A 21,315-nucleotide genomic window follows, 5' to 3' on the forward strand; every position below is an offset into this window, starting at 1 on the left:
CCATCGGCCCGAACCGTTGGGCGCGCCGCTCACAGAAAGCAGAGAACCATGGACACCATGCTCGCAGGACGCTTCCACCTGGACAGCAAGAAGTTCGCCGTGGAGGAGGTTCCCGTCCCCGTGCCCGGCCCGGGCGAGGTCCTCATCGAGGTCAAGGCCGCAGGCGTCTGCCTCTCGGACGTCCACCTCATCGATGGCTCCCTCGTCCCGCTGTTCGCCACCTCCGACACGGTCACCGTCGGCCACGAGGTGTCCGGTGTGATCCACACTCTCGGCCCCGACCTCAAGCGCGGCCTGACCGTCGGCACCCGCGTCACCCTGGAGGCCGGCAAGACCTGCGGCCAGTGCGCCGGCTGCGTGCGCAGCCGCCCCTGTACCCAGATGCGCACCGCCGGGATCGACTACGACGGCGGCTGGGCGCAGTACACCCTCGCCCGCGAGGACACCCTCATCCCCATCCCCGACAACCTCCCCTTCGACCAGGCCGCGATCATCCCCGACGCGGTCTCCACCCCGTACGCTGCCGTCGTCACCACCGCGGGCGTACGCCCCGCGCAGTCCGTCGGCGTCTGGGGCGTGGGCGGAGTCGGCGCGCACAACGTACGCCTCGCCCGCCTGGTCGGCGCCGCGCCGATTATCGCCGTCGACCCGCTGCCCAGCGCCCGCGAACGCGCCCTGGCCTTCGGCGCGGACTTCGCCCTGGACCCGGCCGCCGACGACTTCGCCGACCAGGTCCGCGCGGCCACCGCCGGACGAGGGCTCGACTTCGCCTTCGACTGCGCCGGCGTGCCCGCCGTCCGTGAGCAGGCCGCCGCCGCACTTGGCCTGGGCGGAGTCCTCATCCTGGTCGGCATCAGCCCCAGGCCCCTCACCATCACCGAGGGCCTGACCTTCAACTACCTGGGCAAGCAGGTGCGCGGCCACTACGGCGGCAGCCCCGAGTCCGTTACCGAGCTGGTAAGGCTGGCCGAGGTCGGCCGTCTCGACCTGGCCCCCTCCATCACCGACCACATCCCGCTCGCCGAGGCCGCCGACGCGGTCAACCGGCTGGAGAACAAGATCGGCGACCCGATCCGCCTCATCCTCGTCCCCTGATAACTGAACAGAAAGTTCATCAAGACCGCCTCGGGCAGGGGTGAGTGGGCGCCGGTGCTGAGGGAGCACCGGCGCCCACGGTCTTGTGTGGACGGTCAGTTCAGAAGGGACTTGGTGGGCGCGGAGCCGACAAAGGTGTTGGCCGCGCGGATGAGGGTGCGGCGGGCAGCGTGCCCGAAGCGGTGGGCGGGCATGAAGAAGTGCCGCATGCGCATGGCCTCACTCTGGTGGCGGGTGACGAACGGGCGCAGCCGTTGCTCCCGCTCGCCGAGGGCGGCGGGCAGGTGGTCGTGTTCGGTGAGCAGCCGGGCCAGCAGTTCGACGCCCGCGATGCTCATGCTGGAGCACTGCCCGGAGTGCAGGGTCATGCACCAGGCGAGGTCGCCGTGCAGGACGACCCGTTCGCGACAGCGCTCTCCAAAGCCACCGGCCCACTGGACGACATCGCCGACACACTTCTCGCCCGAGCCCGGTCAACAGGAGAGCGTGCCGACGACACCGCCCTCCTGCTGGTGATGGTCCCTTGAGGCGGGCGCCGACGGCTTCCGCGACGGCTGGACATCACCGGAGCGTGGCAGCCGGGCGCTCGCCGGCGCGGGGGATCAGGCGTGGTTGAGCCCGTACCGGGGGCCGACAACGGCGACTGCCTTCTTGAGTTCCTCGCCGACGTCGTCGAGACGATCCGCTTCCGAGGGGTCGACGGCTGCGCTGATCGCCGCTATAGGACTGCCGTCGGATGCCAGCAGGGGGGTGGCCACGGCAAAGGCGTCCTTGAACGTGACTCCGCGGTTGAAGGCGAGTCGGCGGGAGCGGATCTCGGGGAGCTCGACGAGGAACTGCCGGACCTCTCCTGCCTGTTCCGCACCGGCCAGCTCCAGGAGCCGGTACATCTCCTCGTCGGGGACGCTCGCGAGGAGAGTCTTGCCGGCAGCGGTCGTGAAGAGGGGGCGACGGGCGTGGGTGCGCGCGACGAAAGTCAGGTTGGGTGACTCCTGACCGGCATGGTCGGCGAAGACGAGGGCGTCGCCGACGCGCACCCCGACGAGGACGGTGCAGCGGGCGCGCCGAGCGCGGCGTAGGCGTCCAGCATGAGCCGGCTTCAGCAGGCTTTCGCCACAGCCCCCTTCGTTCCCCCAGTCGCCCCAGTCGCCCCAGTCGACCGGGGCCTGGGCCCCGGGGGCGACCTCGAACCTGTGGTGTAGGCCAGCCAGTTCACCGGGACTGATGCCCAATTCCTCAGCGATGAGGGGCTGGACCTCGTGCGATCAGCGGCGCGACCTCATCCACCATCCGCCGAGGGCCAGGTCCGCGCGCGGCCCCACGGGCGGGGCGACCGGGGCGGACTGCCCACCGATAACCCTCAGCACATCAAGAACGGGGCATGTTCATCCCTACGTGACTGGGCGCGTTCACGTCACGCCGACAGGTGCTGCATCGTCACCCAGTCGAAGCCCCGAGAAGCCTGGCGATCTTCTCGGCGGGCCGGGGGAGATGGTGCTCATACGACGCCCGGAATACCCTCCACGTCCAGTGCTGCCGCGTCCGAGAAGGGTTCCGGCGTGCCCGGGGCGCATTCCGCCCATACCGTCTTGCCACGGCGGGCATGGCGCGTTCCCCAGTGCTCGGCGAGTTGGGCAACGAGGAACAGGCCTCGCCCGCCCTCGTCGAAGACACGGGCCCGGCGCAGGTGCGGAGTCGTGTTGCCGGCATCCGCGACCTCGCACATGAGGGTGCGGTCGTGGATGAGACGCAGCTGGATGGGAGGCCGGCCGTAGCGGATCGCGTTGGTGACCAGCTCGCTGACGACCAGTTCGGTGGTGAAGTCGAGTTCCTCTAGTCCCCAGGTGGTCAGCTGCTCGGCGACGCTCGCTCTGACCCGGGCGACCTCGGCCGGGTCCGCATCCACGTCCCACGTGGCGACCTGACTGTCCCCGAGGGTGTGGGTGCGGGCCAGGAGGAGTGCCACGTCGTCGTGCGGTCGGTCTGCGGGCAGCAGCGCTTTGAGGACGGTGTCGCAGGTCGCTTCCAGGGAGGTGGAGGACTGCGCGAGGGCTTGACGCAGTCGGGTGAGGCCCGCCTCGATGTCGTGGTCGAGGGTCTCGATCAGGCCATCGGTGTAGAGGGCGATGAGGCTGCCCTCGGGCAGGTCGATCTCCGCCGACTCGAATGGAAGGCCGCCCAGGCCGAGTGGCGGGCCGGCGGGCAGCTCGAGGATGTCGGCGGTTCCGTCCCGGGTCATCACGGTGGGCAGCACGTGGCCCGCGCGGGCGAGGGTGCAGCAGCTGGCGACGGGATCGTACACGGCGTACAGGCAGGTGGCCCCGATGTCCCCCGCGGATTCGGTGTCCGTTTGGGCAGAGACTTCGGAAGAGACTTCGGCGGATAGGCGGATGACGACGTCGTCCAGGTGGGTGAGGAGTTCGTCGGGCGGCAGGTCGATGTCGGCGAGGGTGCGCACGGCGGTCCGCAGCCGGCCCATGGTGGCGGCGGCGTGAATGCCGTGGCCGACCACGTCGCCCACCACGAGTGCGACCCGGGCACCGGACAGCTGGATGACGTCGTACCAGTCGCCGCCCACGCCGAGTTCGGCGGCGGCAGGCAGGTAGCGGCAGGCGACCTCCACGGCGGACTGCTCGGGTGTACTGCGCGGGAGCAGACTGCGCTGGAGGGTGAGGGCGGTGGCGCGCGCGTGCGTGTATCGGCGGGCGTTGTCGATGGCCACCGCCGCCCTGGCTGCGATCTCCTGGGCGAGGAGCAGGTCCTCGTCCCCGTACGCGTCCGGCTTGTGGTGACGGAAGAACTGAGCGACACCCAGCGTGGTGCCACGGGCGCACAGCGGTACCAGCAGCATTGATGCGGACGGGCCGAGGTGGTGCCGTGAAGGCTGGCCGGTGACCAGGGCGCGAGCCGATGGGGATCCGTCCGGATACCTGTGGAGCTGCTGCGGCGGAACCGACGATTCCCCGTAGATCGCTTCCAGGTAGGTCGTCTCGGGGAAGCCGTCCATCATCGACCGCTGGACGACCCGGCGGACCACGAGTGTGTCCTTCGCAGGAGGCTCCTCTCCGGAAGACGTGTCGAGGAGGTCGACCGTGACGGCGTCGGCGAGGTGCTCGGTGGCCAGGTCCGCCAACTCCTGGGCGGTGCGGGCGATGTCCAGGGTCGTTCCGACGCGTACGCTCGCTTCGTTCACCACCGACAGCCGCCGCTGCACCTGGCGATCCCGCTCCTCCTGGAAGGCCAGGACGCCCGTCTCCGAGGTGTGGTCCGTGTACTCGGTCGACAGTGCGATCAGCTTGCGTGTCGCCGCGTTGATGGGCTCTGCATCGCTGGTGAGTCGGGGCAGCTCTTCGAGTAGCCGGTCGAGGATATGGCCCTGCGCGAGCCGGAAGGCGCGCAGCATCGCTGTGACCGGCTTCCCGCGCTGAGCCAGCCGACGCGCGCGTTCTGCGTCGGCTGCCGGCGGATTTATGGGCCTTGGATCGATGCCGTGCTCGATGCCGAAAAGCACGGTGATGACGTGCTCAGCGACGTTCTCCCCCGTCATCTGTCCGATGTCCGGTTCGTCCCACAGCTCGGGGACCTCGCGCCGCAGGCATTGTTCTATGTCGTGGATCAGCTCGTCCGCTTGCGGGCTGAGTTCATGCGCGGCACGGGACAGGAGACTGTCCGCGGTGAAATCCACACTGACGACGTTACGCCGTCCTGGTGGACCGCGAAGTCTCAGCCGGCCGCATCTGGCTGCGCGGTGTCCGGGAGGAGCCCGGTCTCACGGGGGCTGGTCGGGGTCGAGGACGACGGCCCGCGCGGCCACCGGCGGACGGGGTGGCGCCCACGGCTTTCCGGTGTCCACGAGGCCCGGCGCAGCCGGTGTTCCGGGTCAACTGAGGTTGGGCAGCGGCCGCCGGGTCACCTGGTGGGCGTCGTCCGGCGGGACGCCGAGCATGCGCAGGACCATCTCGGCCAGGTCCGACGCGGCCTCGTCGCCATCGAGGTCGGGGCGGGCCAGCCGCAGCGCGACGAGGGACAGCAGGGTCCCGCCGAGGGCGGACAGGGCGGTGGTCGGGTTGGTGCAGGTGAAGCGGCCTGAGGCGATGCCGGTCTCCAGGTCGCGCAGGGCTCGAGGGGCGAGGCCCCGGTCGGTGTGGATCTGGGCCAGACCGCGGTCACGCAGGATCCGCATGAGTTCAGGGTGGGAGTCGGCCATCTGGGCGGTGAGCCGGAAGCCCGCCGCGACGAGCTCGGCCGGGTCGTCGATTCCTTGTACGCGCTCGTCGATGACCTGCCCGAACTCGTCCAGGGCGTCTGTCACCGCGGCGTCGAACAGCTCCGTCTTGGACTCGAAGTGGTTGTAGAAGGAGCCGAAACCGACGTCCGCGCGCTCGGCGATGGCCTGGATGCTGGCGCTGGTGTCCCCGGTCTCCGCGAGGATCTTCCGGGCCGCACGGACGAGCGCCTGACGGGTCTCGGCACGGCGCCGCTCGAAGCGGTTCTTGGGCGGGGCTGACGTCGGCATACGGCGATTGTAACAACCGTCGCGATGAGTCTGCCATTAGTGATGAGATCATCAATTATTTGAGTCCACCCTATTGACGACGGGTAACGGCAAAGTTGATGATTTCCTCATTACAGCAGTGTTGCTTGGAGGACACCATGTCCCACACCCCCGTTAACAGGGCCGCTCCCCAGACGCCCCACCAAGACCTCCACAGTGAGCAGGGCGCCTTGCGCGGTGAGCATCCGGGACGGTCCCGGAATCCCGTGATCAAGGTGGCCGACCTGGCCTGGCTGGAGTTCGAGAAGCCCGACCTGGACCAGGCCGAGGTCTTCGCCCGTGACTTCGGCTTCGCGATCGCCGCCCGCACCGAGGGCGAGCTGTGGTTGCGCGGCACCTTCGCGGGCTCGCCGTGCATGGTGATCCGCAAGGGGCGTACGTCCCGCTTCATCGGGCCGACGTTCCGCGTGGCCGAGCGGGCCGACCTGGACCGGCTGGCCCGCGCCACCGGCAGTACCGTCCGGGACATCGGCGTACCGGGCGGTGGGCAGTCGGTCGCCCTGCTCGATCCCTCGGGCCTGCCGGTCCGGGTCGTGTACTGCGCCGAGCAGCTGCCAGCGCTGCCCGAGCAGCAGCCGCTGATCCTCAACTTCGGCGGCGAACCCCGTCGTACGAACGCCACCCAGCGTGCGCCCCGTGAGCCGTCCCGTATCCAGCGGCTGGGCCATGTGGTGCTGGAGACACGGGTGTTCGCCCGCACCCTGGACTGGTACCTGGACACGCTCGGGATGATCGTCAGTGACTTCCTGTTCCTGGACGGGCAGCGCGGGCGCGGGCCGACGATGGCGTTCATCCGGTGCGACCAGGGCGCCCTGGCCGTGGATCACCACACGCTGGCCCTGCACCTGGGGCCCGGCACCGGCTACGTCCACTCCGCCTACCAGGTCACCGACCTTGACGCGATCGGCGCCGGTGGGGAGTACCTGGCCGAGCGCGGCTACAAGCGCAGCTGGGGCATCGGCCGGCACATCCAGGGCAGCCAGCTGTTCGACTACTGGCGCGACCCCGACCACTTCATGCTGGAGCACTTCGCCGATGGCGACCTGTTCTCCTGCGACCTGGAGCCGGGCTGGGCGCCGATGTCGGCGAGTGGCCTGTCCCAGTGGGGCCCGCCGGTCACCCGCGACTTCCTGGGCACCAGCCCGTCCCCCGCCAAGCTGCGCGAGGTCATGACGGCCCTGCGCGGCGACAACGAACTCGACCCCGCACGCCTGCTGGGCCTGATGAAAGCGATGAGCTCATGAGCACCAACGTTCTGCGCACCGCCGACGGCTGGTGGGTCGTCCAAGACGGGCGCGCCGTCCGCATCGAGACCAAGGCGGTCACCACCGCCGAACTGCTCGCCGACCGGGACGCGGTCCGCGAGGCCGCCGCCTCCGTCGAGAGCGGCACACCCGTCGCCGACCTGGTGGCGCTACCTCCGGTCACCACCCCCTGCCGGGTGGTCGCCCAGATGGTCAACTACCGCAGCCACGCGAAGGATTCGGGCTTCACCGGAGACATTCCGGCCACTTTCTTCCGCAAGGCGTCCGGCTCGGTCAGCGGACCGCACGAGACGATCGTCCGCCCCGCGCACGTGAAATTCCTCGACTACGAGGTGGAACTCGGCCTCGTCATGGGCGCGACCCTGCCCGTGGGCACCGTCGTCGAGGAGCAGGACCTGCCGCGCTACGTCGCCGGCCTTGTCCTGACCAACGACGTCAGCGCCCGCGACGTCCAGCTGACCAAGACCCAGTTCTACGAGGCCAAGTCCTATCCGACCTTCACGCCGACGGGGCCGTACCTGGCTCTGCTGGAGCCCGAGGACTTCGCCCATCTGCTGAACCTGCGGCTGCGGCTGTCGGTCAACGGCGTGTCGCGCCAGGACCGCACGCTGGCCGACATGATCGTACGCCCCGCAGAGGCGCTCACCGTGCTCGCCCGCTTCCAGACCCTCGCCCCGGGCGACCTGCTGCTGACCGGCACTCCCGGCGGCACGGCCCTGAAGGCCCCGCCCAAGCTGATCGCGAAGATCAGTGCGTTGCTGTCGCCCGCGGTGAGGTGGAAGGCTTTCTTCAAGGGCCAGGCCAAGAACCCCCTTTACCTGCGCGACGGTGACCTCATCACCGCCACGATCGCCACCCCCGACGGGCAGATCGATCTCGGCGAGCAGCGGACCCCCGTTACGGACGCACCATGAAGGCCGAATCCCGGATACCGGTGGTGATCATCGGTGCCGGACCCGTCGGGGTCACGGCCGCCCTCCTGCTCGCCCGGCACGGAGTGCGCAGCGTCGTCCTGGAACGCCACCGGGACATCTACCCCCAGCCGCGCGCCGTCGTCGTGGACGACGAGATCCGCCGGATCCTGCAGAGCCTCGGTGTCCACGAGGAATTCGCCGCCCTCGCCCGCCCGGCGCCCGGGCTGCGGCTCCTGGACGCCCGTCGCCGCGTGATCACCGAATTCCCGCGGTCCATGGACGGCCTCCACGGCTTCCCGCAGCTGAGCATGTTCAACCAGCCCGAGCTGGAACGCCTGCTGCGTGACGCCTTGGCGCGCCGCCCCGAGTGCGAGCTGTGGGGCGGGATGGAGGTCATGTCCGTCACCCAGGACACCGACGGATCGAACGATCCCACGGGTCCGGTCCGGATCACCTTCCGCCGCGACGGCAGTGACGAGGAGGAGCACCTGTGGGCCGATGCCGTCCTCGGCTGCGACGGTGCGGGCAGTCTCACCCGTGACGCCATCGGCACCGACTGGGAGGACTTGCACTTCGAGGAGACCTGGCGGGTCATCGACGTGCGCACCAGCCTCCCGGTGCGTACCTGGGAAGGTGCCGAGCAGATCTGCTGCCCCACCCGGCCAGCCACCTTCATGCGCATCAGCGAGGACCGCTACCGCTGGGAGTTCCGGCTGGCCGACGACCAGAACCTGGACGGCCCGGACGGATGGGAGCGCCTGCGCGAGCTGGTCGCCCCCTGGGTGGACTTGCCAGCCTCGCAGGGCGACGACTTCGAGGTGATCCGGCAGGCGCAGTACACCTTCCATGCCCGTCTCGCCGACCGGTGGCGCAGGGGGCGTGTCTTCCTGCTGGGCGACGCCGCCCACCTCACCCCGCCCTTCGTCGGGCAGGGCATGTGCTCCGGCTTGCGTGACGCTCACAACCTCACCTGGAAACTCGCCCGCGTCCTCCAACAGGGCACACACGAGGGGCTGCTGGATTCCTACGAGCATGAGCGCAAGCCGCACGCCCGCCATGTGATCCGCGTCGCGGTCGCCGTCGGCTGGGCCATGACCGGCGGACAGGACCGCGGTGCGGCATTGCGCCGAGCCGTCGTGGGCGCGGTCTGTCGCATCCCCGGCGTGACCGCGGCGGTGAGCCGTGACCTCAGCCCCGCCCTGACCGCCGGTCCACTCGTACGGCGCCGCCCCAGGCTGACCGGCCGCGTGCTGGCCGGCACCTTCTGCCCGCAGCCCTGGGTACATCACGACGGCAGGCGAGTGCGCCTCGATGACGTCCTGGGAGACTCCTTCGCTGTCCTGACCGCTGTGCCGCCCACGGCGCAGATGACGGCCGTGGCCACGGCACTGGGCGCACCGACGATCCACGTCGACGACCTGGGCGACGACGGCAACCTGGCCGCCTGGCTGGCACGCGGGCGGTCGGACGCCGTCCTGCTGCGCCCGGACCGCGTCGTGATAGACACCGTCCCCGCCGGCGCCGCCGACTTCACGGACACCGCCGCCTGGGCCCCCCTGCTGCACACGGCCCGCCGGTCCGCCGACGCCCCGCCCGTCCCCTGACGAGGAGCACCACACCATGACGAGCCCGCACCTCGCGCCGCACCCGGAACCCTTCTTCACTCCCGCCCCGCACGTGGCCGCCCGCAGTCGCATTGCGGACTTCGCCGGATGGGCCGCCCGGCACAAGAACGCCGACGGCGTTCCCGACCCCACCGACTACCAGGCCCTGCACCGCTGGTCCGTCACCGACCTGGAGGGGTTCTGGGAGGCGGTGTGGGAATACTTCGACATCGACGCGACGACTCCGTACGAGCGAGTGCTGGACGAGGAGACCATGCCCGGCGCCCGCTGGTTCCCCGGCGCCACCCTCAACTACGCCCACCACGCGCTGCGCAACCTGCAGCCGGACGCTCCCGCCATCACCGCGCTGGACGAGACCGGAGCCGGCTATGAGATCACGGGCCAGGAGCTGCGCGCCCGGGTCGCCTCCTTCGCCGCCACCCTGCGCGACCTGGGCGTCGGACAGGGCGACCGGGTGGTGGGCTATCTGCCCAACACCCCCCACGCCATCATCGCCTTCCTCGCCACCGCCAGCCTGGGCGCAGTCTGGTCGGTGTGCGGCCAGGACTACGCGCCCAAGGCCGCCGCCGACCGCTTTGCCCAGCTCGAACCCACGGTGCTCATCACCGCGGACGGCTACCTGTTCAACGGCACCACACACGACCGCCGGACCGCCTCGCTCGAACTGGTCCGCGCCCTGCCCACGCTGAAGGCCACGGTGCTCGTGGACCATGTGGGCCTTGCCTGGCCCGAGGGCGGGGACGGGGGGCTGACGGTTGCCTGGGAGGACTCGGCCACCCGCGTCGAGTACCTCACCATCGCCCCGGTGTCGTTCGATCACCCTCTGTGGGTCGTCTTCTCATCCGGCACCACCGGCGTGCCCAAGGGCATCGTCCACGGGCACGGCGGGGTTCTGCTCGAACATCTCAAGATGCTCGGCCTGCACTGCGATCTGGGCACCGGGGACCGCCTGCTGTGGTACACCACCACCCACTGGATGATGTGGAACCTGGTCGTCTCCACCTTGCTGACCGGTGCCACCACCTGCACCTACGACGGCAGCCCGGCACCGCAGGCGCGCCCGGACATCCTGTGGGAACTGGCGGCCCGGCACAAGGTCACCCTCTTCGGCGCCAGCCCCCAGTACCTGCTGGCCATGGCCAAGCTGGGCATCGAACCCTCCGCGCACGACCTGTCGGCCATCCGCGTCATCGGCTGCACCGGCTCCGCTCTGCCCGCCTCCGCCTACCCCTGGGTCCGCGACCACGTGGGCGCAGGCGTCCAACTGGCCTCCACCAGCGGCGGCACGGACGTGGTCTCCAGCTTCGCCGGCAGCGCCACCACGACCCCCGTCTGGGCGGGGGAGCTGTCCGCCCCCAGCCTGGGCGTGGCGCTGGCCGCCTACGGCGAGACCGGCACCCCTGTCCTCGATCAGGTCGGCGAACTAGTCGTCACCCGCCCCATGCCGTCCATGCCGCTGTATTTCTGGAATGACCCCGACGGCAGCCGCTACAGCGACGCCTACTTCGGCGCATACCCCGGTGTGTGGCGGCACGGCGACTGGATCACGCTCACCTCGCACGGCTCGGTGATCGTCCACGGTCGCTCCGACGCCACCCTCAACCGCAACGGCGTGCGCCTGGGCAGTGCCGACATCCATGACATCGTCGAACGACTCCCCGAGATCACCGAGGCCCTCGTCATCGGCGCGGAGGAACCCGACGGCGGTTACTGGATGCCGCTCTTCGTCGTCCTCGCCGAGGGGGTCGGCCTGGACGATTCCCTGCGCGAGAAGATCCGCGACGCGATCCGAGCCGGCGCCTCCCCCCGCCACGTCCCCGACGAGATCCTCGCCGTACCGGCGCTCCCGCACACGAAGACCGGCAAGAAGCTCGAGGTTCCCGTCAAGCGCCTGCTCCAGGGCGCCCCCGCCGAGCAGGTCCTGAACCCCGCGGCGGTCGACAACCCCGAACTGATCGCCTACTTCGCCCGTTTGGGCACGGAGCGGAACAAGCGGTCCACACAACACACATGACGTCGGACAGGGGACACAGGCCCATGTGAGGTCCCTGTGCCCTGCCCGGCTCCGCAAACCCCCGTCCCCACGGGGTGGTGCCGGGGCGGTCAACCCGCCCCGGCACCACACACAACCGAAGTAAGAGAGCAATGATGAGCATGACCTACCGCGAACCGCAGGCCCTCGATGTCCTCGACGACGCCGGACGAAAGGTGCTGTTCACCGAGGCCCGCACCGCGAACACCTTCGCCGCAACGGCCGTTGCCGACGACGAGCTCGCCATGATCTGGGAACTCGCCCGCTGGTCGCCGAGCGCCGCCAACGGTCAGCCTCTGCGTGTACTCTTCGTGCGCACCCGCGAGGGCAAGGAGCGACTGGGCCGGCATCTCGACGAGGGCAACAGGGCCAAGACGCTCAGTGCGCCGGCCGTGGCGGTCTTGGCGTACGACGTCGACTTCCACGAGCAGATGCCGACCGTGTTCCCGGCTCGCGGCGAGATGCTGCGAGCGGCGTTCGCCAACCAGACGGAGAAGCGCGAAAGCCTCGCGGCCTACAACTCGGCACTGCAGACCGGGGTCTTCCTGCTCGCGGTGCGCGCGGCGGGGCTGGCGGCCGGTCCCATGGCGGGCTTCGACCGGGCCGGCGTGGACGAGGAGTTCTTCGCCGGTACCAGCTGGCGTTCGCATCTGGTGGTCAACATCGGTCACCCCGGCGCCGACCCGTGGTTCCCGCGGCTGCCCCGCGTGCCTGTCGAGGACGCCGTCGCCTATGTATGACGGCACTGCCGCCGCATGGTCGCGCGGGATCCGAAGTCCGATCACCCGAGAGCGGTCGACGTGTAGGTGAGAGGTGCCATGCCGTGGGCGCCGGTGCTCCTCTGAGTACCGGCGCCCACTTTTTTCACCCCTGCCGAGGTGGCGGAACCGACGAAATGCGGCTCGCGAAGGGATGGAATGCGGGACCGTTGGTACCGATACTGCCACCACTGCCCGGATAGGGTCCCGTCGAGGATCCAGCGCAGTACCAAGACACCTTGCTTGAAGGGGCCGAGAGCACGGGTGGTCTTGCGGGTGTCAAGCCGTTCACGGAGTTCGGCCAGCAGCTTCGCGAGGATCTCGGCGGTGGTCGTGCCGGCATCGAGCCGCGTCGGTATAGGTGATACCGGTCAACGCGTGAAGTAGCTCGATGCCTGGAACGGCATGGGCCAATACTCTGAGTCCCATCCGCACTGTCTTGGAGAGTCATGACAAGTAGGTTCACCGAGTTGGCCGTTGACTGCCAAGATCCTGAGAGACTCGCGGCCTTCTGGTGCGAGGTTCTGGACTTCAAGGTGATCGACCGGAGCGAGGGCAAGGTCGAGATCGGCTCCTGGGTGCCTACCGTTGAGGATGTTCGGGCCCGCCAGATGTCGCCCACCCTGCTGTTCGTCCAGGTGCCCGGGGGTAGGACTATGAAGAACCGGCTTCACCTCGACGTCAGCCCGATCGACGGCAGCACCGAGGACGAGGTGACCAGATTGCTCTGCCTCGGCGCGACCAAGGCGGATGTGGGCCAAGGCTCAGACCGAAACTGGGTGGTCATGGTAGACCTCGAGGGCAATGAGTTCTGCGTCCTACGCACCCTGGCACCGCAGAACTAGGCCGTGAGCGGGTACCCACATCCGGCCACGCACCGCAACCGTCATCCGGAGCCTGTGACGGACTTCTGCGCTCTCCAGCTGAGCTCACGCATCACCCGCTGTCAGTCGGACTGCTGCTTGGCAGGGCGCACCGGCTTCGCCTTCCTGCCCATGATCGTGGCATCCTCGTCCGCGTCCGCCGTGGCCGCCAACGTCCTGGTGCCGCGCATAGGCCCCAAGCCGGTGCTACCGCTGGGCATGGCCATTGCGGCCGCCGGCCTTGCCGAGCGGTGGGACGACGAGCAAGCAGGTGCCGTCCTTGCTGCGGTCGTCCGGCGGCTCACGGGACGACGAAGGTATGCGCCGCCTCCGGGATTCGCTGCTGAACCAGATCGCCGATGCCCTGCGTCCCGCTGTTGCCGCGGCCGTGGAGCGCGGCCAGCTCCGGTCCGACGTCACCCCCGAGACCTATGTCATGGCTACCGCGGGCCCCCTGTTCTTTGAGCGCTTTCTCGCCGGGATCCGCCTGGGGCGTGACACCGTGGACGCCGTCGTCGTGGATGCCGCTATGCGGGGCTGGTCCTAGCGGTCCCCGGCGTGGCTGGATGTCCGCCGTTCGGCCGGGGCTGATCAAGGTGGCAGTCCTTCGCACTCATACAGAGTTGCGAGGGGCCCTGTCACCTGCGGGTTCCCCGACCGCCTCAGCAGTAGTCGGCCGAACCTGTCGGCACGAACCGATCGGCCTGTAGTCCGGTGCGGGTGCCACCGATTCGATCGCTGCACACCTTTGAAAGTAACGGCGTGACGCAGGCCTATCTGAGACAAGTTGCCTCGTAGTCCCGGCATGAATGGATCACGACACGCCACCGTATCCAGCGGTAGTAGCAATCCGACAGGCCTGTCGGCGGCCACGGTGCGCACCCGCGTGACGGTCCCGCTCCACTTCGGCGACGGCTATACGGTGACCGCCGACCTCGCCACCTTCCACCACCTCGCCGACGGGCAGGAACACGTGGGCGCTTTCCTTGGCGCACCCGCCGCAGGCAGGTCCCCGCTGGTGAGCCTGCGCTCCGAGTGCCTGACCGGCGACGTCTTCGGCTCGGCCCGCTGCGACTGCGGCCCCAGCTGCGCGAGGCGGTCGAGCGCATCGCCGGCCGCGGAGGCGTCCTGCTCTACCTCCGCCAGGAGGGACGCGGCATCGGCCTCTACGACAAGCTCGACGCCTACGCCCTCCAGCACCAGGGCCTCGACACTACGAGGCCAATGCGGCCCTCGGCCTCCCCGAGGACGCCCGCGACTACACCGCCGCCGCGCAGCTGCTCGCCGCCCTCGGCATCTTTGAGCTGGACCTGCTGTACAACGACCTGGACAAGGCGGCCCGGCTGCGCACCCTGGGCCTTACGGTGACCCAGCACGTTCCCACAGGCGTCTTCACCACGGCCCACAACGTCCGCTACCTCCGTACCAGCGTGGTCCGCACCCAGCACACGCTGCCGCAGACGGAATGGACGGCGGGCTGACGGCCGATGCCCATCGGGCCATGGCCCAGCCATGTCGTCATCACGATCCGGCGCGTGACCAGGCAGATGGACGGCGTCGCCGAGCAGGAAGACGGGTCCCCGGCGCCAGCGGGTCGATGCGAGCCTCGAAGCTGTACTCGGTAAGTGGTGGGCCGCTGTCTCTCAGTTGGGGCTCCCAGCGGGAGCGAAAGCTTCAGCCGCAGGTCGAGCAGATGGGTGAAGACCGCTCGGGAGCAAATTTCGCAATGGATAAGTTCTCGACCTGCCGTTGACCACGGGGTGGGCCGGGGTGTTTCGTAACGACCGCCCTCGGGCGACGCGCGGATCTCGTTCCGGCGCCCCCCTTCGCCCTGCGGAGTGGCGGCCAGCACGTGGCCGGGTCTCCGGCGCCGCTTCGCCGTCATCACGAGTGACAGGTGAGGCTCTCCCCCTGCTGACAGCACCCTTCGACTTTCCATACGGCGTATGGTATCAATGAAGAGAGGTTCCGTACGAGGTATGGAACCTCGGGGTATCGGCGCAACGGCACCTCTCTCGCGTCCTCCCGGTGGCGCGGTACAGAGCCGACCGACGCGCAGGGAGCAGGGCGGCCCACGCTGCTGCATTCGAATTCCGCCCCGCAAATTGCATCAGTGACCTGTGCGCCTGTTGCACTGACGGAGCGCTCTGAACCGAAGGAAAACCGCCGTCGCCTCCCTGGCGGTAACCGGCGGAGCCGTTCTTGGCGCTGGGAGTACTGCGTCGGCCGCGACGGCGACGCCCGAACATGCCCAGCGCCCGGCCGTCAGCGTCGAGACCGACGACCACCGCTGGGGTGGCGACCGCGACCACGGCTGGTACCGCCTCAACGAGCACCGCTGGGACTACGGCATCAACTACCTGCGGGAGGGGCGCCGGTACAGCGAGGACTGCTGCGGCGCCGGTCGGACGCGAAGGTTGCCTTCGTCCGGCAACTGATGCTGGTGGCATCCCGCACTGGGCGTTGTAGTACCGCTTCTCCGTTCATGCCTCGCTTGTTCCAGCGACGGGACTTCCGATGGCCCTTGCCCCTCCCATATTTCTCGGCACCGCGAGTGAGAGCAATGAAGTCGTTGAAAACCTTGATTCGGGGGCTACCTGTACAGCTCGTCGTCTCACATGAGATGTCCTTGTCCGTGAGTATGAGGCTGCAGTACGAACCCAGCGATCCCCATGTTGTCCGCGCCGCATTCGACGTTGTCGGCAGCGACGAGACGGTGGAATGGGTCATTGGGCGAGATCTTCTGGCCGATGGTCTGGAGGGCCCCGCCGGCGAGGGGGATATACGTGTATGGGCCGTCGAGGAGGAGCATGACGGCAGCGACTTGTACATCCTTCTCAATCCGCCAGATGGCACGGCCTTGCTCAAAGCCCCGCCGCGACAAATCAAGGCGTTCCTGCATGAAACGGAGGCGGTGGTGCCCAGGGGGGCCGAGTCCGGGCACATCATCTTGGACGCTTATCTGGCGCACCTCATAGCCCAAGGATGAAGGAACGCAGCTGCCCCGTACCGAGAGGCTGGTCCGCTCAAGGGCCCCGCGTCACCGAGTTCTGTTAGCGTGCGCACCCTGGGGCTGGCACACTGGAATTGTGCTTTCCCTGATGGCCACTGCAGTTCAGGATGCCTTCCCATCGATTCCTGGTGCTGGCTTTGTGTCGGTTTGCGCGTTGCTCTTTACCGTCGCATCCTTCTGGTGGATCAACGCCAGGCAAGGGCACCTGCAGTCCTGGGAGCCTCATTCCTTTGCCGCGATTGTTCACTGCTCCATGGCTCGCCTGCGGCTTCCGCTCGTCCTTCACAACACCGGTGCCAAGCCGATAGTCGTGCAGGATCTCAGGTTGAGTTTCCCCGATGAGCCCGCCTCCCACCTGCCACTCCTGTGGATGTCTTCACCGTCCCGTCTCCAACCCGGGCCGGAGGACGAGTCGAAGTTGCCAGCCGGATTTGCCGTGGCCGGCAGAGAAGCGCAGCAACTCCTCATCGAGTTCGAGGCACCTTTTTCCGGATTCGTTCCGGAGCCCCGTGATTACAAGGTCCAGCTACAGGCGAGGGTCGGCCACCGCAAGGGGTGGCGCACCCTTCTGACGTTCACCTTGAGGGCCGCCAACATCAGCGATCCCGACAGGTACACCGTCTATAGCAACGCACCTCTTGAACTGACGAAAGAAGACAAGCAGAGGGCAGACGCCGCGCTCCTGGAGCTGCTGGACGAGCAAGAGGACCTCTCCGCTCCGGGCGAGAGGAAGCAACGGGACTCTTCGGATGACGATGGCGGCACCGGCACGAATCTCTAGCCTCGCGCTTTCGCGAGTGTCCGAGGGTTGATCGAACGGGAGGGCGACGACATCGGCCAAGGGCTGCGGCACCTGATGGACACTCTCGCCGCGTCCTGCCTTCCGGAGCTCCTCTGGACGAAACCGGCGCGGCTCTCCTCGCCAACCTGGCTGACCAGGCGCCGCGTGACGACGCGGCCCTGCTGCTGGCCCGCACCCGCGCCGTCCCGACGAAGGACACCGCCCAGTGGCAGATCCCGGCCGATCCGGCCGCCGTCTCCGAGGCTCGAGCATGGACAGCCCGCCAACTCACCAGGTGGGGGCTCGACGGCCTCGTCTTCACCACCGAACTCATCGTCAGCGAACTGGTGACCAATGCCATCCGCTATGGTCGTCCGCCTGCGGAACTGCGTCTGTTTCGCCACGACGTTCTGGTCTGCGAGGTCACCGACTCCAGCCCCACCCAGCCTCGCCTGCGGCGTGCCGCAACCACCGACGAGGGAGGGCGCGGCCTGTTCCTCGTCGCCCAGCTCGCCATGCGCTGGGGCTGCCGCTACAACCTAGGCGGCAAGACGATCTGGGCCGAGCAGCTCATCGAGTATTCACACTGAGAAGCCGTTGTCGTACCGATCATGGAACGTGCAGGTCGAACAAGGTTCCTGGTCGGGTGATCGTGTGGTGGTGCGGGCATGAAGGCGGGGCCTCTTGGTAGCTCGGGGGTGCGAACCTAACCGAGCGGCCCAAGGAGGCCCCGTTGTCACATGTGTACGCGCCTGCGCCCGTGGACTTCAACTCGCCCGGCGTGTCGTGCGATTGCCTCGCGCACGTGTACGGCAATGCGGCCGATCACCCGGACCGGGTGCGCCGGTATCCCTCGGACATGAGCGACGAGGAATGGACGGCGGTACGGCCGTTGTTGCCCACCCCTGCCTGGCTGGAGGGCCGCGGCGGGCAGCCCGAAGGGTACTGCCACCGTCAGATGCTGGATGCGATCCGCTACCTGGTCGCGGGCGGGATCTCCTGGCGGTCGATGCCCGCGGACTTCCCCGACTGGGACCGCGTCTACGCCTTCTTCCGCCGCTGGCGGCAGCCGGACTGATCACCGAGTTCCACGACCGGCTACGCGGGCGGATTCGCGAGCGCGAGGGCCGCGCGGTGGAACCGACGGCCGGGATCATCGACGCGCAGTCGGTGAAGGCCGCCGCGACGGTGCCCGCCGACTCACGCGGCTACGACGGCGGCAAGCAGATCAACGGCCGCAAGCGGCACATCATCACAGACTGCCTCGGCCTGCTCCTGGTCGTCGCGGTCACCGCCGCGAACGTGGGCGACCGCGAAGCGGCCGTGCCCCTGCTGCAGCGGCTACGCCGGCTGCACCGGGACATGTGCCTGGTCTGGGCCGATGGCGGCTACACCGGCGGTCTCGTCGACTGGTGCCGGCAGAAACTCGCCTTCGCCCTTGAAGTCGTCAAGCGCACCGACGACATGGAGGGGTTCGTGGTACTGCCGAGACGGTGGGTGGTGGAGCGCACTCTGAGCTGGCTGATGCAGTCGCGGCGTCTGTGCCGGGACTACGAGACACTGACCGCGACCAGCGAGGCGATGATCCTGTTCTCGATGATCACGCGGATGAGCCGCCGACTGGCCCGGCCACGAGCCGACGGCCGGCACTGAACGCCCCCGACGCCTCCTGGAGCAACCACCCGCGCTCGGCCAGGCGCTTGGCCTTCGACCGCACCCCTTCGACCTTCGCCGCGACCGTGTTGTCGATACCCAGTGCCGCCGCGATGTCCTTGGCCCGCACCGGCTCGTGACCCGGCCGGTCCTGAAGCACGTTCAGGATCCGCTGGTTGTCCAGCGAAAGCACCGACACCGACAACCCCTCCCGCCAGGGCGGCACGACCGCTCTCGGCACTGACGCGGACCCCGGCACAGGAGCGGACACTTCCTCGCCCTCGACCTCCGTCACGACGGTGGTCTCTTCGGCAGATGCGGCCAGAGCGTCGACGAGCTCCTCGCGCGCGATCACCCGCCGGTCCAACTCGATCTCGGCGGCCTCCAGCGCCGCGGCCGCACGGGCCGCCTCCTCCCGCAGGTCCTCCACCCGCTCGCGGGCAGCCGTTTCCCGCGCCTCCAACAACCCCAGCATCGACGCCACCGCGCACCCCTCGACGATCAAGCGGAAACAGAACGTCGAGACCATCCCTCACCCCGACCAAAACCATGCCTGACCAGCAGGAACTCAACGCTCACATCCGGTTCAACAACGGCTTCTGAACCGCGGCCCCCTCGTGTGCTCCAGTCGGCGACGCGCTGAGCGCGGCTCCTGCGCAGTGAGAGTGGCTGCGCGCCCTTTAACGCAGATGGTTTGCACATAGTCACTGGTCCATTGAAGTAATCGAAGACCACGCATGACAGCCGCGCCCACGGCCACGGGCAGCGCCCGTTCTGCCACGGGCCGAGCCTGGCTGAGGTCGTAGGCGGGAGTAATTGTCAAGAGTTGTGGATCGCGTGCGCCTGATCAGGTAGCTGGAGGCGTCAGCCGCGATGCCCCGGTGAAGACGGCCAGGGCTACGGTTGCTCCTGCTGCCGTCGTCAATGCATCCGCTGCGATTCGGTCCCAATGCAGCCGTGCCAGGTCCGTCAGGACGAACACGACGGCCGAGCCCGCGAAGGCTGCCGCAGCGCCCGCGGCCCAGTGCCGGTGCCGGTCCCAGAACCAGCGCGCCAGGAGCATCACGACGGGCGCGGCAACGGGTAGCGTCGGTTGATCGAGGAGGTTGAGAATGGCGTAGGCCACTGCGCAGACCACCCAGCACAGTGCCGTGACCCGTGCTGCTTCACGCCAGGGAACACCTCGCACGTCACCCATCGAGCCTCCTCCGACGTTCTGCGTTCCCAGGTGAGTGGAGCACATGGGGTCGGTTTGTTATCATTTCTGGTTGATCAATCATGCTGCAAGAGTCTCCGGGCGTTCGACGAGGTGGCCGCGTTCGAAGCGGGCTCCGGCGCGGACGAGTGCGACGAGGTGGGGTGCGTTGACTGCTCGCCAGCGGGCCTGGGCGGACTCGACGAGTTTGAAGACCATCGCGAGGGCGGCGGCCGGGCTTCCCGCTCCCTTGGTTACCTTGGTCCGCAGCCGCACGGTCGCGAAGGTCGATTCGATGGGATTCGTCGTGCGCAGATGGATCCAGTGTTCGGCGGGGAAGTCGTAGAACGCCAGCAGCTCGTCGACGTCGTCGGTGATCTTCCGGGTGGCCTTGGGCCACTTCGCGCCGTAGGTCTTCTCGACGCGGCGACGGCCTTCTCGGCGTGCTCGCGGTCTTCGGCGTTGTAGATCTGCTGGAGGGCCTTGCGGGCGCCGGGCTGGGCCGACGTGGGCAGGGCGTTGACGACGTTGGCCGTTTTGTGGACCCAGCACCGCTGATGGCGGGTTTCGGGAAACACCTCCGCCAGGGCCTTCCAGAAGCCGAGCGCGCCGTCGCCGACGGCCAGGGCGGGGGCGCGCATGCCGCGCCGGGCGGCGTCACGCAGCAGGTCGGCCCAGGACTCGGCGGACTCACGGTAGCCGTCGGCCATGGCGATCAGTTCTTTGGTGCCGTCCGCGCGCACGCCCATGACGACCAGGACGCAGGACTTGGCCTGCGACAGGCGGATGCGCAGGTGGATGCCGTCGGCCCAGACGTAGACGTAGTCGGATCCGGTCAGGTCCCGCTCGCCGAAGGCGCTGTGGTCGGCTTGCCACTGCTGGGTGAGCCGCGTGACGGTGGCCGGTGAGAGGCCGGCCGAGCTGCCCAGGAACTGCTCGAGTGCGGGCACGAAGTCCCCGGAGGACAGGCCGTGGAGGTAGAGCAGCGGCAGCACCTCGCTGATCTTGGGGGACTTGCGGCACCAGGGCGGCAGAATCGCCGAGGCAAACCGCTTGCGCTCCCCGGTGGCCTCGTCGACGCGCTTGTCGTTGACCCGCGGGGCCTTCACCTCGACGGCTCCCGCGGCGGTGGTGACCGACCTTGGCTGGTGGTAGCCATTGCGGACGACCAAGCGCCGCCCGCTCTCGTCCCGCTGGTCAGCCAACTCGGCTATGTAGGCGTTGACTTCGGCCTCCAGAGCGGCGGCGAGCATCCGGCGTGCGCCTTCGCGGACGATCTCGTCGATCAGGGAGCCGTTCGGGGTGCTGCCGTCGGCATTGACTACGCTGAGCACGGGCGTGCCTTCCCGACCCGCGCTGCGAACGCGGGCCTACTCGGTGACCTTCAATCGATCACTCGGGAAGGTACGCCCTTCGCGCGATCCCCGAGCCCCGATCCACAGGTCATGAGCATTGCTCCGTAGGGGCGGTCCCGGTCGGCGGGGCGCTCAGAGTCGAGGAGCACGCCGACGAACTGTGGGGCGCACGGGTTCCCCCTGCCTGTGGCGGTCGCCGAGCATGGCGACT

At 68.7% G+C, this 21,315-nt stretch carries 20 protein-coding genes and 3 pseudogenes; 15 read left to right on the plus strand and 8 right to left on the minus strand.

Translation table 11 applies throughout. The features are described 5' to 3' along the window. The first annotated feature begins 48 nt into the window (after window positions 1–48). Window positions 49–1,095, plus strand: coding sequence for a zinc-binding dehydrogenase (locus OHA03_RS43690; RefSeq protein ID WP_267009458.1), 1,047 nt, complete (start codon window positions 49–51; stop codon window positions 1,093–1,095). Window positions 1,096–1,190: 95 nt separating this feature from the next. Here the strand turns inward: OHA03_RS43690 and OHA03_RS43695 are convergent, their stop codons facing one another. Beyond that, window positions 1,191–1,433, minus strand: a complete 243-nt coding sequence (locus OHA03_RS43695; protein ID WP_267009459.1) for a hypothetical protein — start codon at window positions 1,431–1,433, stop codon at window positions 1,191–1,193. A gap of 18 nt (window positions 1,434–1,451) precedes the next feature. On the opposite strand from OHA03_RS43695, the gene OHA03_RS43700 reads away from it, so the two are divergent. After that, window positions 1,452–1,622: a hypothetical protein gene (locus OHA03_RS43700; protein WP_267009460.1), complete on the plus strand. Its 171-nt coding sequence runs from the start codon at window positions 1,452–1,454 to the stop codon at window positions 1,620–1,622. 75 nt (window positions 1,623–1,697) lie between these two features. Here OHA03_RS43700 and OHA03_RS43705 read toward each other — a convergent pair whose 3' ends face one another. The 3 genes from OHA03_RS43705 to OHA03_RS43715 form a co-directional block, all read right to left on the minus strand. Then, complete coding sequence (locus OHA03_RS43705; protein ID WP_323181388.1) at window positions 1,698–2,327, minus strand: IclR family transcriptional regulator C-terminal domain-containing protein; 630 nt, start codon at window positions 2,325–2,327, stop codon at window positions 1,698–1,700. Window positions 2,328–2,593: 266 nt separating this feature from the next. Further along, window positions 2,594–4,780 (minus strand): SpoIIE family protein phosphatase, encoded by a 2,187-nt coding sequence (locus OHA03_RS43710; protein WP_267009461.1) that lies wholly within the window; start codon window positions 4,778–4,780, stop codon window positions 2,594–2,596. 195 nt (window positions 4,781–4,975) lie between these two features. Continuing rightward, a complete protein-coding gene (locus tag OHA03_RS43715; RefSeq protein ID WP_267009462.1) occupies window positions 4,976–5,611 on the minus strand; it encodes a TetR/AcrR family transcriptional regulator in 636 nt (211 codons plus the stop codon). 137 nt (window positions 5,612–5,748) lie between these two features. On the opposite strand from OHA03_RS43715, the gene OHA03_RS43720 reads away from it, so the two are divergent. From OHA03_RS43720 to OHA03_RS43740, 5 genes are all read left to right on the plus strand, one after another. Then, a complete protein-coding gene (locus OHA03_RS43720) occupies window positions 5,749–6,894 on the plus strand; it encodes a VOC family protein (RefSeq protein ID WP_267009463.1) in 1,146 nt (381 codons plus the stop codon). Beyond that, window positions 6,891–7,829 (plus strand): fumarylacetoacetate hydrolase family protein, encoded by a 939-nt coding sequence (locus OHA03_RS43725; protein WP_267009464.1) that lies wholly within the window; start codon window positions 6,891–6,893, stop codon window positions 7,827–7,829. Before OHA03_RS43720 ends, OHA03_RS43725 begins: the two co-directional genes overlap by 4 nt. Continuing rightward, on the plus strand, window positions 7,826–9,433 hold the full coding sequence (locus tag OHA03_RS43730; RefSeq protein ID WP_267009465.1) for a bifunctional 3-(3-hydroxy-phenyl)propionate/3-hydroxycinnamic acid hydroxylase: 1,608 nt from the start codon (window positions 7,826–7,828) through the stop codon (window positions 9,431–9,433). The genes OHA03_RS43725 and OHA03_RS43730 overlap by 4 nt, the downstream gene beginning before the upstream one ends. A gap of 16 nt (window positions 9,434–9,449) precedes the next feature. Next, the gene (locus OHA03_RS43735) at window positions 9,450–11,468 is read left to right on the plus strand and encodes an acetoacetate--CoA ligase (RefSeq protein ID WP_267009466.1); all 2,019 of its coding nucleotides are present in this window, start codon (window positions 9,450–9,452) and stop codon (window positions 11,466–11,468) included. A gap of 140 nt (window positions 11,469–11,608) precedes the next feature. After that, window positions 11,609–12,226 carry a malonic semialdehyde reductase gene (locus tag OHA03_RS43740; RefSeq protein ID WP_267009467.1) on the plus strand — a complete coding sequence of 206 codons (618 nt, stop codon included), beginning with the start codon at window positions 11,609–11,611 and terminating at the stop codon, window positions 12,224–12,226. A 221-nt stretch (window positions 12,227–12,447) separates the two neighbouring features. Here the strand turns inward: OHA03_RS43740 and OHA03_RS43745 are convergent. After that, window positions 12,448–12,603, minus strand: a pseudogene (locus OHA03_RS43745) (IS5/IS1182 family transposase); the annotation flags it as partial. A 90-nt stretch (window positions 12,604–12,693) separates the two neighbouring features. Between OHA03_RS43745 and OHA03_RS43750 the strand changes: the two are divergent. From OHA03_RS43750 to OHA03_RS43785, 8 genes and pseudogenes are all read left to right on the plus strand, one after another. Further along, window positions 12,694–13,089 carry a VOC family protein gene (locus OHA03_RS43750; RefSeq protein ID WP_267009468.1) on the plus strand — a complete coding sequence of 132 codons (396 nt, stop codon included), beginning with the start codon at window positions 12,694–12,696 and terminating at the stop codon, window positions 13,087–13,089. A 298-nt stretch (window positions 13,090–13,387) separates the two neighbouring features. Then, on the plus strand, window positions 13,388–13,654 hold the full coding sequence (locus tag OHA03_RS43755) for a TetR-like C-terminal domain-containing protein (RefSeq protein WP_267009469.1): 267 nt from the start codon (window positions 13,388–13,390) through the stop codon (window positions 13,652–13,654). Window positions 13,655–13,912: 258 nt separating this feature from the next. Further along, window positions 13,913–14,588: pseudogene (ribA, locus tag OHA03_RS43760) on the plus strand (GTP cyclohydrolase II RibA). Between the two features lie 1,082 nt (window positions 14,589–15,670). Then, window positions 15,671–16,096 (plus strand): SsgA family sporulation/cell division regulator, encoded by a 426-nt coding sequence (locus tag OHA03_RS43765; protein WP_267009470.1) that lies wholly within the window; start codon window positions 15,671–15,673, stop codon window positions 16,094–16,096. 100 nt (window positions 16,097–16,196) lie between these two features. Continuing rightward, a complete protein-coding gene (locus OHA03_RS43770; RefSeq protein ID WP_267009471.1) occupies window positions 16,197–16,901 on the plus strand; it encodes a hypothetical protein in 705 nt (234 codons plus the stop codon). 233 nt (window positions 16,902–17,134) lie between these two features. Continuing rightward, window positions 17,135–17,491 (plus strand): ATP-binding protein, encoded by a 357-nt coding sequence (locus OHA03_RS47940; RefSeq protein ID WP_323181409.1) that lies wholly within the window; start codon window positions 17,135–17,137, stop codon window positions 17,489–17,491. A gap of 152 nt (window positions 17,492–17,643) precedes the next feature. After that, entirely contained in the window at window positions 17,644–17,979 is a 336-nt protein-coding gene (locus OHA03_RS43780) for a transposase (RefSeq protein WP_267008270.1), read from the plus strand. 32 nt (window positions 17,980–18,011) lie between these two features. Beyond that, window positions 18,012–18,554: a transposase gene (locus OHA03_RS43785; protein WP_267008271.1), complete on the plus strand. Its 543-nt coding sequence runs from the start codon at window positions 18,012–18,014 to the stop codon at window positions 18,552–18,554. Here the strand turns inward: OHA03_RS43785 and OHA03_RS43790 are convergent. The 3 genes and pseudogenes from OHA03_RS43790 to OHA03_RS43800 form a co-directional block, all read right to left on the minus strand. Next, complete coding sequence (locus OHA03_RS43790; RefSeq protein ID WP_267007738.1) at window positions 18,502–19,083, minus strand: hypothetical protein; 582 nt, start codon at window positions 19,081–19,083, stop codon at window positions 18,502–18,504. The two genes, OHA03_RS43785 and OHA03_RS43790, sit on opposite strands and share 53 nt — an antisense overlap. Window positions 19,084–19,401: 318 nt before the next feature. Continuing rightward, on the minus strand, window positions 19,402–19,752 hold the full coding sequence (locus tag OHA03_RS43795; protein ID WP_267009472.1) for a hypothetical protein: 351 nt from the start codon (window positions 19,750–19,752) through the stop codon (window positions 19,402–19,404). 78 nt (window positions 19,753–19,830) lie between these two features. Further along, window positions 19,831–21,083 (minus strand): annotated as a pseudogene (locus OHA03_RS43800) (IS256 family transposase). Window positions 21,084–21,315: the final 232 nt, after the last annotated feature.

The sequence above is a fragment of the Streptomyces sp. NBC_00154 genome (assembly GCF_026342835.1).
Taxonomy (GTDB): domain Bacteria; phylum Actinomycetota; class Actinomycetes; order Streptomycetales; family Streptomycetaceae; genus Streptomyces.

Excerpts from the sequence above, each read along its gene's own strand:
- OHA03_RS43735 (WP_267009466.1), top strand. The coding sequence starts at position 9,450 with ATGACGAGCCCGCACCTCGCGCCGCACCCGGAACCCTTCTTCACTCCC.
- OHA03_RS43765 (WP_267009470.1), top strand. The coding sequence starts at position 15,671 with ATGAAGTCGTTGAAAACCTTGATTCGGGGGCTACCTGTACAGCTCGTC.
- OHA03_RS43695 (WP_267009459.1), bottom strand. The coding sequence starts at position 1,433 with ATGAGCATCGCGGGCGTCGAACTGCTGGCCCGGCTGCTCACCGAACAC.
- OHA03_RS43725 (WP_267009464.1), top strand. The coding sequence starts at position 6,891 with ATGAGCACCAACGTTCTGCGCACCGCCGACGGCTGGTGGGTCGTCCAA.
- OHA03_RS43795 (WP_267009472.1), bottom strand. The coding sequence starts at position 19,752 with ATGGGTGACGTGCGAGGTGTTCCCTGGCGTGAAGCAGCACGGGTCACG.
- OHA03_RS43720 (WP_267009463.1), top strand. The coding sequence starts at position 5,749 with ATGTCCCACACCCCCGTTAACAGGGCCGCTCCCCAGACGCCCCACCAA.
- OHA03_RS43730 (WP_267009465.1), top strand. The coding sequence starts at position 7,826 with ATGAAGGCCGAATCCCGGATACCGGTGGTGATCATCGGTGCCGGACCC.
- OHA03_RS43790 (WP_267007738.1), bottom strand. The coding sequence starts at position 19,083 with ATGGTCTCGACGTTCTGTTTCCGCTTGATCGTCGAGGGGTGCGCGGTG.
- OHA03_RS43740 (WP_267009467.1), top strand. The coding sequence starts at position 11,609 with ATGACCTACCGCGAACCGCAGGCCCTCGATGTCCTCGACGACGCCGGA.
- OHA03_RS43690 (WP_267009458.1), top strand. The coding sequence starts at position 49 with ATGGACACCATGCTCGCAGGACGCTTCCACCTGGACAGCAAGAAGTTC.
- OHA03_RS43715 (WP_267009462.1), bottom strand. The coding sequence starts at position 5,611 with ATGCCGACGTCAGCCCCGCCCAAGAACCGCTTCGAGCGGCGCCGTGCC.
- OHA03_RS43750 (WP_267009468.1), top strand. The coding sequence starts at position 12,694 with ATGACAAGTAGGTTCACCGAGTTGGCCGTTGACTGCCAAGATCCTGAG.